This is a genomic window from Methyloprofundus sedimenti (assembly GCF_002072955.1).
GTDB classification, from domain to species: domain Bacteria; phylum Pseudomonadota; class Gammaproteobacteria; order Methylococcales; family Methylomonadaceae; genus Methyloprofundus; species Methyloprofundus sedimenti.
Genome location: NZ_LPUF01000001.1, coordinates 711,383 through 723,654 on the forward strand (window position 1 = coordinate 711,383; position 12,272 = coordinate 723,654).

The 12,272-nt window shown below is 39.5% G+C and carries 9 protein-coding genes; 5 read left to right on the forward strand and 4 right to left on the reverse strand.

Going from position 1 to position 12,272, the window contains the following annotated elements:
* Positions 1–19: 19 nt before the first annotated feature.
* Positions 20–1,081: a transglutaminase-like domain-containing protein gene (locus tag AU255_RS03110; protein ID WP_158083039.1), complete on the forward strand. Its 1,062-nt coding sequence runs from the start codon at positions 20–22 to the stop codon at positions 1,079–1,081.
* 65 nt (positions 1,082–1,146) lie between these two features.
* On the opposite strand, the gene AU255_RS03115 is transcribed toward AU255_RS03110, so the two are convergent.
* Positions 1,147–1,734: a DedA family protein gene (locus AU255_RS03115; RefSeq protein ID WP_080521515.1), complete on the reverse strand. Its 588-nt coding sequence runs from the start codon at positions 1,732–1,734 to the stop codon at positions 1,147–1,149.
* A gap of 758 nt (positions 1,735–2,492) precedes the next feature.
* Between AU255_RS03115 and AU255_RS03120 the strand changes: the two genes are divergently transcribed.
* The 4 genes from AU255_RS03120 to AU255_RS03135 all read left to right on the forward strand — a co-directional run bounded on the left by AU255_RS03120 (position 2,493) and on the right by AU255_RS03135 (position 7,155).
* A complete protein-coding gene (locus AU255_RS03120) occupies positions 2,493–3,107 on the forward strand; it encodes a paraquat-inducible protein A (protein WP_080521516.1) in 615 nt (204 codons plus the stop codon).
* A 251-nt stretch (positions 3,108–3,358) separates the two neighbouring features.
* Positions 3,359–5,674 (forward strand): ribonuclease R, encoded by a 2,316-nt coding sequence (rnr, locus tag AU255_RS03125; protein WP_080521517.1) that lies wholly within the window; start codon positions 3,359–3,361, stop codon positions 5,672–5,674.
* Positions 5,675–6,418, forward strand: coding sequence for a 23S rRNA (guanosine(2251)-2'-O)-methyltransferase RlmB (rlmB, locus tag AU255_RS03130; RefSeq protein WP_080521518.1), 744 nt, complete (start codon positions 5,675–5,677; stop codon positions 6,416–6,418).
* Between the two features lie 5 nt (positions 6,419–6,423).
* Positions 6,424–7,155 (forward strand): hypothetical protein, encoded by a 732-nt coding sequence (locus AU255_RS03135; protein ID WP_080521519.1) that lies wholly within the window; start codon positions 6,424–6,426, stop codon positions 7,153–7,155.
* Between the two features lie 266 nt (positions 7,156–7,421).
* On the opposite strand, the gene AU255_RS03140 is transcribed toward AU255_RS03135, so the two are convergent.
* From AU255_RS03140 to AU255_RS03150, 3 genes are all read right to left on the reverse strand, one after another.
* On the reverse strand, positions 7,422–9,023 hold the full coding sequence (locus AU255_RS03140; RefSeq protein ID WP_080521520.1) for a phospholipase D-like domain-containing protein: 1,602 nt from the start codon (positions 9,021–9,023) through the stop codon (positions 7,422–7,424).
* A gap of 26 nt (positions 9,024–9,049) precedes the next feature.
* Positions 9,050–10,555, reverse strand: a complete 1,506-nt coding sequence (locus AU255_RS03145) for an endonuclease/exonuclease/phosphatase family protein (protein WP_080521521.1) — start codon at positions 10,553–10,555, stop codon at positions 9,050–9,052.
* 107 nt (positions 10,556–10,662) lie between these two features.
* A complete protein-coding gene (locus AU255_RS03150; RefSeq protein ID WP_080521522.1) occupies positions 10,663–12,270 on the reverse strand; it encodes a glycoside hydrolase family 57 protein in 1,608 nt (535 codons plus the stop codon).
* Positions 12,271–12,272 lie beyond the last annotated feature (2 nt).

Here is a 12,272-nt window from a genome sequence, read left to right on the forward strand (position 1 = left end):
AGTTTTCTTGAAGATATTGATGACAAATCAATTTTATAGAACTAATACGTCGACTGACAGAGTCTGGACAGCCCCCTTTGGCTGGATACATGTCTTGTTATTCTGTCTGTGTTTATTGATAACAGAATCCTGTATTGCCGGTGAAAAGCAGGGGTTTATAAAAATTAAAGTTGATTTAAAGGTCTCTCAGTCATCACAAGTAGCAAAAATATGGATACCTTATCCTGTTTCAGACGAGAATCAACTGATTGAAAATATGGCTATTAAAGGTAATTTTGTAAACTCTGCGGTTTATACAGAACCCCAAAGTGGCGCATTATACTTCTTTGCTGAATGGCCGAAAGAAATTCAGGAAAAAGACATGGAAATGGGCTTTAAAGTAAGTACTAAAGAACGCAAAAATACAAATTTGCTAGATACAGGTGCGCCAGTTCCTCTTGAAATACAAAAGTATTTAGCGTCAGACTGGTGGGTTCCAACCGAAGGGCAGGTAGCAGAAATTGCCAATAGCATACAAAAAGACAAAACCGGCATTTTAGAGAAAGCACGCGCTGTTTATGACTGGGTGGTCGAAAACACCTATAGAGATCCTAATGTAAAAGGATGTGGTCTTGGTATCGTCGAAGTTACTTTAAGTAAACGCAGTGGAAAATGTGCTGACCTAGGCTCTGTCTATGTGGCTTTGGCTAGGAATGTCGGCGTTCCGGCAAGAGAAGTGTTTGGTCTCAGACTGGGTAAAAAAGCAAACCAGGATATTACTGGTGGTTATCATTGCTGGGCAGAATTTTACTTGCCTGGTGCGGGCTGGATTGCAGTAGACCCAGCTGATGTAAGAAAGAAAATGCTGGTTGATAAATTAGAGCTGGCCGATGTAAAGGAGCTTCGTGAATACTTTTTCGGAGGGGTTGATGCAGACAGAATGGTGCTCGAAACAGGCGGCAGAGGAATTACTTTACAACCTGCACAAGAATCTGAGCCTGTTAACTACCTGATGTATCCGTATGCAGAAATTAATGGCAAGGCATTAGATTACTTTGATCCGGAAAATTTTCGTTATTCAGTTCAATTTAAACAACTATAGCACCTCACCAGACTGAGCCAGGCTTGAGTTTCCTTTGTTGTATTCTGCTAGTCTTCAAGTGAGCTTTAAGTAGCCCGTTTCTTGCGATACCAGAATACACCGAGCGCAATAAACGCCAGCGCAAAAACTATGCTGTTTGCCTGTTGTATATAGATAATAACGCTTTCACCATAGTGAAAATACAGCGTAAAGAAACTGATAGTCGAGATTGTACAGGCTAGCAAGTCGGACAAGGCAAATTTGATAAAATTCATTTTCCCCAGGCCTGCAGTTAAAAACAGCGCATTTCTAACGCCAAATGGGATGAACCGGCCTAATAATAAAGTAATCACCCCGTATTTTTGATAGTACGCATGAATCTTGGAAATTCTTTCGTGAGACACCATATTGGCAAAAAAGCGGATCTCAAATATCTTTGGTCCGATAAACCTGCCTAAACAGTATGAGATAAAATCAGAAAAAAAGGCCCCCAGATAAACAGCCATGAACAAGTGAGGCAAATAATCAGGGTGCTTGCTGGCCAAAAGAGCGGAAATAAAAATCATGACATCTTCAGATACTGGGATATTTAATCCAGCTAATAGCAACGCGCTAAAAATAATAAAATGGGCATGATGGATATGAGCGTGAATAAGTTGTATCAGTTCTTCCATTGCTGTTTTTGTGTGTTTAAGCGAACAAAAATATTTTATATTATGCCTCGTTTATATGAGCGAGGGACTTGTTTTTTAGCTGACCGGGAAAACGACGCTTTTGCAAATTGATTGATCTGATGCTCTTCAGACAATTTCAGTTAAAGACACATTTGGATATTCCTTTATCGAAGCCCCCTCAAACCTAGAAACCGCAGTTGACCGCTATAAAACATAAGTGACTGAATATAAAATATAATGATCGTAAAGGCTTGTCACCTGTTGGATGATTCTACTCCGCTTCACGGTTTTGTGGATAAATCTGAGCACGAAATACTGCGCTACAGCTCTTGCCAAGGACTACGGCCATTGCCTGCGAGCTGTGCCTTGTCTTTCATACGCAGATTTTCCACAAAATCCGTAATCAACTGAGGTTTCTAGGTTAAATAGCCTTCGTATTACTGACTTAACAAAGCGGTATATGCCATCTTGCAGGCAAGCATTATGCTTAAAGAAACTGTCACTTTTGTGTTGGTGTTATGGCTGTTTGTTTTAGTTGCTCATATTTATTTCTAATGATATTGTGAATCAGATTTTAAAATAGTCCTGTTATCTTAAACTATTCCAGGTTGGAGCAGCTTATGAAGCTCTGGTATATTAATTTAGTGTTACGCATAGCTAATGACTCATCTTGTGCAATATGTTAACAACCTCTTTTATCGGGTGTTTTTAAAAAGTAGAATATACATTAATTTACCGAAAAATATGAAAAATCACTCATGAAAAAATACCTTCCAGCATTCCTGTTTATTCTGTCTATTGGCTTTTTAATTTCAGGCATTATTCAGCCTTTTATGACTATTAAGGCAGACATCAATAAGCAAGAATTATTCGATATTGCAGCGAAAGAATTTTTGCCGCCTGATCAGCAAGGTAATGATTTTATTCAACATATGTTGCAATCGGTATTACAGGAAGTTAATTTTGAAGGCTCTATTACAGCATTTGAAATTACTCGCAGTTTATTAGAAACGATGAGTGAACTGATTTCGCATGATCATGTTATCGTTGGCTTGTTGATCGGTTTATTTGGTCTGGTTATTCCGTTTTTAAAGATTGTTCTTACGTTGATTGCTTTACTTTTAGCATCAGGAAAAACCAGAAATGATCTGTTATTAATCAACAGTGTGTTAAGTAAATGGTCTATGTCTGATGTATTTTTGATGGCTATTCTGGTTGCCTTTTTTACGGTAAATGCCAATGCACAAACGATTAATACTATACAAATGAGTGCTAAGCTAGAATCAGGTTTTTATCTGTTCGCTACTTATTGTTTATTAGCGATTATTGCGAGCCAGTTAATGCAATTCCAGAAAGAGAAAACTGAGGAATAAAGAGTGTCATGCGAAATCCATGCTGATTTAATAACAGGGCTTCAGAAGAATTAAGTATTGATACTGGAAATAGACGACAACTTGATATGATGCTTGTCGTTCAATGATCGATTTAAATTGCGTGCTGGTGAAATTAATTGCAAACCTCCAAGAGGTAAACATTTGCACGGTATTATGTATCTTGCGTTATGATGGCGACTATATACTTTTTGGATATAAAAAACTTTGAATAAAAAAAGATTATTAAATTTATGAGCAAAGACTCAGATAAAGGTTTGGACTTTAGTACCATAACCGACCCTTATGCACAACGTGAGGCTGAGAAATATGAACAGCCGATACCTAGTCGAGAATTGATTTTACAACTGATCGAGAAAGGTGGGCGACCGATAGGGCGAAAGCAAATTGCGGAAGCGTTTGCACTGGAATCAGATGAGCAATTAGAGGCCTTACGTCGACGCTTAAGGGCTATGGAACGTGATGGGCAGCTATTGTTTAACCGCCGTCAGCAATATTGCCTGGTTGATAATCATGATTTAATCCCGGGGCGAATCTTAAGTTACCCTGACGGTTTTGGCTTTTTAAAGCCTGATGACGGGGGGGAAGATTTGTTTTTATCTCCACGGGAAATGAATCGTGTGTTACATAATGATCGTGCCCTGGTGCGTGTTTCAGGAACGGATAGAAAGGGGCGTCGGGAAGGTAAGATCGTAGAAGTATTAGAGCGAAACACCAAACAAGTGGTCGGGCGCTTTATAAAAGAACATGGCGTGCAATTTGTGCAGCCGGATAATAAAAAAATCACCCAAAATATTTTGATTCCTGGTGGCAAAGGAAATGGCGCTAAAAAAGGTGATATGGTTGTCGCGTCCATCATCGAACAGCCTACTTCAACAAGTCAGCCTATAGGAAAAATTACTGAAGTGCTAGGTGCGCATATGGCACCGGGTATGGAAATCGATGTTGCTATTCGCACTTATGATTTACCTAGCGTCTGGCCTGACGAAGTCATTGAGCAGGTTAAGCCATTTAAAAAAGTGGTTTCCGAGGAAGCGAAGCAAGGCCGGGTTGATATACGCAATGTACCATTAGTTACAATTGATGGTGCCGATGCGCGTGATTTTGATGATGCCGTTTTTTGTAGTAAAACGCCTAATGGCTGGAAGCTCCTGGTAGCGATTGCGGATGTATCGCATTATGTGCAACCGGGCAGTGCTTTAGACCTTGAGGCAAGAAACCGGAGCACCTCGGTTTATTTTCCTGAGCAGGTTATTCCGATGCTGCCCGAGATATTATCTAATGGGTTGTGTTCAATAAATCCTGATGAAGATCGTTTGTGCATGGTCTGTGAGATGATTATTAATGCTCAGGGACAAGTAACGCGTGCGAAATTTTTTGATGCAGTGATGTGCTCCCATGCGCGGTTAACCTACGATAAGGTATCCGCAATGCTGGAACATAATAATAGTAAATTAAGAAAACAATATAATGCTGTACTGCCTCATTTGGAGGAAATGTATGCTTTATATAAAGCCATGCGTGGGCAACGTGAAATACGTGGCGCAATGGATTTTGATACTCAGGAAACGCAAATTGTTTTTGCTGCAGACCGCAAGATTGAGAAAATTATTCCGGTACAGCGTAATGACGCGCATAAACTGATAGAAGAGTTTATGATTGCTGCGAATAGTACAGCAGCGCGTTATTTGAATCGTAAAAAAATGCCGCGCTTATTACGTATTCATGAAGGTCCTTCAGAAGAAAAAATTCGTACATTAAAAACCTTTCTAGGTGAAGTGGGTTTGCATATGGGCGGGGGTGACAAACCAACTCCTGTTGACTATATGCATTTGACCAATAGCATAAAGGACAGACCAGATGCGCATTTAATTCAGACTGTGTTATTACGCTCTATGTCACAGGCAGTATATAGCCCTGAGAAAAAGGGGCATTTCGGTCTGGCATTAGAGGCTTATACTCACTTTACTTCACCTATACGTCGTTATCCTGATTTAATGGTTCACCGGGCAATTCGGCATTGTTTACAGGGTAAAGCGCCAGAAAGTTTTTATTGTGGTTTTCCTGATATAACCACTCTGGGTGAGCATTGTTCATCTAATGAACGGCGTGCAGATGAAGCAACACGTGATGTGGTCAGCTGGCTAAAATGTGAATATATGCAGGACAAAATAGGCGAATCTTTTGCCGGTGTTATTTCTGCAGTTACCAGTTTTGGATTTTTTGTCGAGCTTTCTGATTTATATGTTGAAGGTTTAGTGCATGTGACGTCCCTGGGGCAAGATTTTTTTAAATTTGATCCGACAAGTCACCAGTTAAAAGGTGAGCGAACTGGAGTATGCTATCGGCTGGGTGATAGCGTGAATGTAACAGTCATCAGTGTAAATCTGGATGATAAAAAAATGGATTTTGATTTGGTCGGCATACCGCGCAGAGGTGCGCCGCAGTCTGTAGAAAAAAGTTCGAAAAAGCCTAAACATGATGATAAGAAGAAATCTAAGTATAAAAAAAGGAGAAGTAAAAGTAAGCCAGGTAAAAAGGGTGTGTAAATGAATCTAGCTAAAATATTTGGCGTTCATGCTGCACAGTCAGCACTGGATTATGCCCCTAAAAAGATCAAGCAAGCCTGGGTAGATCAGAAGAGACAGGATGAGCGCGTCTTGTCTATCGTTAAAGGGCTACAAAAGCATAACATCAGAGCCGAAAAAGCGGATCGTAAAAAGCTGGATAATTTGTCCAAAGGCAGCAATCATCAAGGTATTATTTTAGAAGTTGAAATGCCAGCGATGCGCTCTGAAAGTGATTTAAAAGCCGTGGTTGAAAGTGCCAAACAAATACCATTTTGGTTGATTTTAGATCATGTACAAGATCCGCAAAATTTAGGCGCTTGCTTAAGAACGGCTGATGCGGCGGGGGTGCAAGGCATTATTATTACCAAAGATCAAGCGGTAGGTATCACGCCTACGGTATGCAAGGTAGCCAGTGGTGCTGCGGAAATGGTACCTGTTTACCAGGTGACTAATTTAAGTCGCACCATTAGCTGGTTAAAAGAACAAGGTATCTGGATCGCAGGTGCAGCAGGAGAGGCAGAGCAGACCATCTATGCTACAGATGTTAATATGCCACTGGCTTTGGTAATGGGTGCTGAGGAAAATGGCATGCGTCGATTAACCCGTGAACAATGTGATTTTTTAGTGAAAATTCCAATGCAAGGGAGCGTCGAAAGCTTGAATGTTTCAGTTGCAGCTGGCGTATTGATTTATGAGATTTTTAGACAACGGTTGGGGACTTAGAGCAATTGAGCATTCTTGATCAGTTAAGAAAGGAGGCAGACGAGAAAAAAAACTCTGAGCAACAGCAAGTTGATCTGGAGCAGTTACAGGCGCAACGTTATAAAACAGAAATTTTGCCTAAAATGCAGGAAATATTTAAATACATGCAGGAATTGGTGAAATATTTAAATTACCTTGATGTGCCTGTACAGGTGAAAGAGTATAGTTCCCGTTATCCGCAACTGGGCTCCTTAATGCAAAAGGATTACAGAATTAGTACCGATAGTTTTGGTGGTTTAGCAGATATAGATAAACTAAAGCATATTAATATTACTTTTTACTGTGAAGGTGAGGGGACGTTTGAGTATGTCGTACGCAGTAAAACAGATATTGAAAAGGAAATTGCTTTTTTACACTCCAAACGCTTAAGCAATAAGACTCATAGGGTCCCAGGTCATAAAAACGAAGATATACTTAAGTTTCTGGTATTGCGTAAAATACCGGTACGTTTACGTTTTGAAGTGGATTATGAAAAATCACTTATAAAGGTCATCATTAATAATTATTCACAATTTTCTATTTATACGGAATCATGGCAGGCAGAAGCAATTGACCACGATTTCTTAGATGCAGTGACACGATATTTATTGCGTAAAGATTCTGAATTTATTAAACCTGATATTACTGATGAAGAGCGTAATTCCTTACGCAAAAAACTAGCTAAGATTAAGAAAACTGAGCAGGGAATATTTTGGTGATATTTAATTTCTCAGGAAACAAAAAACAGTAAAGGGGCATTTGTTAAATAACTTAGGCAACTCATTTTTTGGGAGCGTGGATAACCTGTTTGTGTTTTGCAGACAAACTGTGCCTGAGACCCTAAGATAAAGGCATTATGTTAGGTTAAGGGTGAGTTTTTTTTCTTCGTGCAATTTACTTTTTCAACCAGGAGTAAAAAAGCTTTAGCTTTTTTACTCCTGGTTTGTAGTAGATTAAATATCGTGATGCGCCTAAATAATTAACGCTAATAAATCCTGAATGATTGCTGTATTTGTTCAAATTCATGCAGATAAGGTTTTGCAACTTCGTGATTAGCTGCAATAACGACTAAATCATGCGAGAAAACGGAGGTGTTATACCAGTTAAAACTACCATCGATAACAATATAATCATCAATAATGCAGTATTTTGAATGAATCGGAGAATACGGCACTGGGTGGTCATCTTGTCCATAAACGAGCCCCACATGAACTCCAGAGTTTCTTAAGCGCTCTATAACCGGTAGCAAGGGGCGATTTAACTCCTCTTCCATACTCCTTTCAACGCCAATCTTACCTTGCCTGGCCAAATGTCCATTAAACAGAATATGTACATATACGCCTCTATTTTTAGCGTTGATTAAGGCGCTAATAACACTGTCATTATAATTACCTAACAATTCACCAATCAAAAATAAGCTAATTTTAATTGAGTGTTTCGCACGGTTTATTTCCGCCAGAATGGCATGATGCGGAAGATAATTTTCTCCATTCGCCATGAAGTGTCTGCCAAAGGTATAGAGTAAATTAAAGTGGCTTAAAGGATCTATACCATAGCGCTGGATAACGCCACCGCGCTGACTTTGAAAGATATTATCCAGTATTCGACACATGCCCTTGGAATGAAAGGTCATGCCAGATTCCCAGTTGGCCCACCAGCGTTCAAAAGTAATATTAAACGACCCCAAAATACAATCTTCATCATTAAAAATAATGAATTTGGTATGCATATCGGGCTCGACTTCTATTAAGTGATGATCAGGGCTGCAAACTACACCAATCAATTCAACCCCTGCACTTTTTAAACGTGAATAATTATGGCTATTGGTCATGGTCATTTTGCGCCAATCTACCAGGCACTGGACAAGTACTCCTTGTTCACTGGCATAAATCAAATGACTGGCAAAATCGGCATCATCAATACAATCCACACTGACTTTGATGGTACAAAGCCGGTCATGATTTGCATGTTTGCAATGAATTACCTTATCGATCAAATCGTGGATATAGCGTTTAGGGTGATAAGGGTGATTAGGCTGGCCTTTGGTGAATTTAGGTACCAGGTGTAAAGAGTCAAAATGATGATTTATCCAGTCGACATCAGCTTGTAATTCATGGGCTTGTAACTCATAAGTGCGGTAATGATTCTGAGTGGAATGCAGACTGTTTATCTCTCTGTATTGCGGTGTGTCAGAATCAGCATGCAATTGCGCCCAGTCCATAAAAATATATTCTTTTTCCGATGGAATGGAGTGCTCGTCCTGATGAATAATAAAGGAAAATTTGACACAATTGATGACACCAAAAGAATTGGAGTAAGGGTGTATATAAAAATCTCGGGTGCGGCGTTTATGATGATTCCATTTAATATCATAGGCATCTGTATCAACAATGTATGTTTCGCAGATATTATGTTGACGATAGACTTTAAGTACGATTTTTAGGTTAATCTGAGCGCCATGAAACATTTCAAATTCAATTTTTCCCCAGCGAAGAAAAAATTGATGATTAAAATCATTTACTCGCGCAAATGACCCTCCTAGTTCACCATGCACTGGTTTGGCAAAATGCTCAGCTATTTGTTGCATACCATTACCTTTTTGATTATTTTTTGTTAAAGAGATTCAAAAGTCATTAAATAGCCGCAGTGATCAGAGACACGCCCATAATCTTCATCTGTAAAAATAGTCCTTGCGGAAGTGGCTCGTAACTGAGCATCTTTATCCATAAAGATATAATCGATGCGGTAATCGTCAGCAAGCAAGTCTTGCCAGTGCGCATCATTTACCTTGAATATTTTATCAAACACGCCTTGTTTATTCACGGCTAGATATTGATCTTCGTATTCACCCGAATCAACCACCATTTGATAACCATTTGCTCCAGCTGTTATATTAAAGTCACCACATAATAAAGTCGCTTTAACATCATCGTTTTTATTGTTTGCGGCCCATTCACGTAATCGATGAAATTGCTCCTGAAAACCACCTTCCAGCCAACTTAAATGTGCTGAAAATATATTTATAAATCCAATATAAGGCACATAGGCGCGAGCGGTGACGACCTTTCTTGAATTGATATCGTAAATATCATGACTATCTGATACATACCGGGATTCGTGATTTGATAAAGGATAACGACTTAGCATTGCAACCCCCTCTCTATATTTGTCAAAGCCTAAATGAGACCAATCGTGGTATATATGAAAAGGTTCGGACAGACGGTCATTAATAATTCTGGCAGAATTAGATTGCCAGTCTCCCTGGCCGTCATTCCAATATTCTGCGACTTCCTGCAAGCAAACAATATCTATATCCAGATCATTAATAGTGTTCGCTATGGTGGTGAATTTTTTATCCTGATTTTCTTCCTGATAGCAATGTAGATTTAATATCAATACCTTGAGTTGCTCTCGTTGAAAGGAATAATTATGCCCTTCATTATTATCCCAGACTGTTTGCTTATTATTTTCACAACTGATGACATATTTTAAGTTAAACAGCTCCGTATGGTGGATTTTGCCTACCCAGAGTTGAGTTCCATATTGATTCGGGTTTCGTGCATTGCTATGAAATGTTTTATTCCAGTAACAGCGTTGATATTCACAAACTGTTTCTTTGGACGTTTTCCAGTCATTGATAGTCCAGTGGATGGTGACTTTTGTGGCGGCAAAAGATTGATCGACGGCAGCAGTCAGGTCAATAGTTTGCTTATCACCTTGTAACTGATTTTCAAAAGCAACATTTTGTAAAGGCTGTTTATCCGTCAGTTGAATGCCTGAATCAGCTTCGCTCCTGTAATTATTGTTGTCATTATTGAGAAAATATTCATTATCAGCAACCCGATAACGGATATTAAATTCAATATTTCCAGGGAGTGATAGTTCTTCAGTTAAGCTTGTTGTAACACTTGCAGACCAATATTCCTGGCCATTGCCCAGCATACTGTGATATTGCGCAGGCAGTTGTTGCCAGATTTTATCTTCTCCAGCCCAAAAAATGTCAACTTGTTTATCATAGCCGATATTTTCAAGCGCCAAAAAAAACGTTAGTTTCTGTTGAACATGCTTAGCCTTGCGAATGATGATATTTTCTACATAGAGCAGTTTAATTTTATTCATGCTTAATAGTACTCCTTGGTAGGCTTATATTATTGGCAGAGTTTTTACCTAAGGGTCAAGTCAAATTTTAATCGTATCAAGAATTTACACGCATTTGTTATCAACAATTACTCAAGATTTTGTTTTGGTACATTGAAATTTCGAAAATCAGTATTTGGAAAAACATCATCTAAAATTTCTAGAGCACTTAACTCGCGTTCATTTATAGCATTATTGCGAATACTATCACGTAAATAATTAAATCTTGCTAAATGATCGGTGATACGTTTCGTTGCGTATTCAACGGTGGTCCCGGTTTGCATGATAAAGGGCCAATCCGATGCCTGGGCCAATAATAATGAACGTGCAGCCTGATTCAAGGCTCTTTCCTGCAGTGGGCTGGCTTTAACTCCCTGAAAAGTGATGGCTAGTTTTTCCATATCTGCTCCCGCTTTGTGTAATAAGGGATATATCCAGTCGTTGGTTTCATTAATCCAGAAGTTAGAATAGCCCTGATCGCCCCAGGTAGATGCGGACGGTGTTGCTACCTGATGGTCTGAGACTTGTTTTAAATAATCAGAGCAACTAATTGTTTTTACCCCGTTAGTATTTTTATCCGCAAAACGCAGTACCCATTCCAGCCACTGTGGCCCTTCAAACCACCAGTGCCCGAAGAGTTCGGCATCATACGGCGATACTATGACTGCGGGACGATCCATATCGGTGCTCAGTCGATTGATTTGTTGTTGACGTTTGTTGATAAAATCCTGCGCATGTAACCGGGCTTTATATGATGCCTGTCGAGGCTGATATACTTCTTTGGGGAGATCAGCTCCCGTTACCCGGTGATATTTAATGCCGGTATTAATGCGAATATGTCCGTCCAGAATATAAGGTGCAATATAGTCCATATCCAGATCGAAACCAATATCCCTGTAATATTCGCGGTAGTCGTAATCTCCCGGATAGCCTTCATGTGAGCTCCATACTTGACGTGATGATTCTGGGTCACGAGCAAAGGCCATAACATTATTACCACAATTCAGTGGTGCATAGACACCATTTCGAGGTGATTCACTGGCATTTTCGATACCGTGCGAATCTACAAAGAAATAATTAATGCCTGCATTTTTCAGGTGCTTTTCCAGTCCTGGATAATAACCGCATTCGGGTAGCCAGAAGCCAGACGGGGGGAAACCAATATGCGTTATAAAGGTCTCAACGCCGGTATTGATTTGATTGCGAACGGCTGCTTCACTTCTATTCAGTAATGGTAAAAAACCATGCGTAGCCGCGCAGGTAATCAACTCCAGATTTCCAGCCGTATTAAACTTCTTAAAGGCAGTTAATAAATTACAGTCATATTGATTAGCAAATATATCCAGCGTATCCAGATATAAGCGTCTATACAGCCTGGCTAATTTTTGATATTCCGGCGTACTTCTGGTTCTGATAATTTCTTTTTCTGCCAGTTCTAATCGGTTATTTATATAGTTTATGTAGCGCGACTGCAATAACTGATCGCTTAACATTAAAATAAGCGGTGGTGACAGTGAAAGAGTCAATCTATAATTCACACGATCCTGGTGCAATCGTTCAAGAGAGCGAATTAACGGCACATAACATTCTGTAATTGCTTCAAATAACCAGATTTCTTCAAAAAAACTATCGTATTCCGGGTGGCGTACAAATGGCAGGTGTGCATGCAGAATAATACTAAGAAATCCTTTTTTCATCG

Excerpts from the sequence above, each read along its gene's own strand:
- AU255_RS03115 (WP_080521515.1), bottom strand. The coding sequence starts at position 1,734 with ATGGAAGAACTGATACAACTTATTCACGCTCATATCCATCATGCCCAT.
- AU255_RS03145 (WP_080521521.1), bottom strand. The coding sequence starts at position 10,555 with ATGAATAAAATTAAACTGCTCTATGTAGAAAATATCATCATTCGCAAG.
- AU255_RS03110 (WP_158083039.1), top strand. The coding sequence starts at position 20 with ATGACAAATCAATTTTATAGAACTAATACGTCGACTGACAGAGTCTGG.
- rlmB (WP_080521518.1), top strand. The coding sequence starts at position 5,675 with ATGAATCTAGCTAAAATATTTGGCGTTCATGCTGCACAGTCAGCACTG.
- rnr (WP_080521517.1), top strand. The coding sequence starts at position 3,359 with ATGAGCAAAGACTCAGATAAAGGTTTGGACTTTAGTACCATAACCGAC.
- AU255_RS03120 (WP_080521516.1), top strand. The coding sequence starts at position 2,493 with ATGAAAAAATACCTTCCAGCATTCCTGTTTATTCTGTCTATTGGCTTT.
- AU255_RS03150 (WP_080521522.1), bottom strand. The coding sequence starts at position 12,270 with ATGAAAAAAGGATTTCTTAGTATTATTCTGCATGCACACCTGCCATTT.
- AU255_RS03140 (WP_080521520.1), bottom strand. The coding sequence starts at position 9,023 with ATGCAACAAATAGCTGAGCATTTTGCCAAACCAGTGCATGGTGAACTA.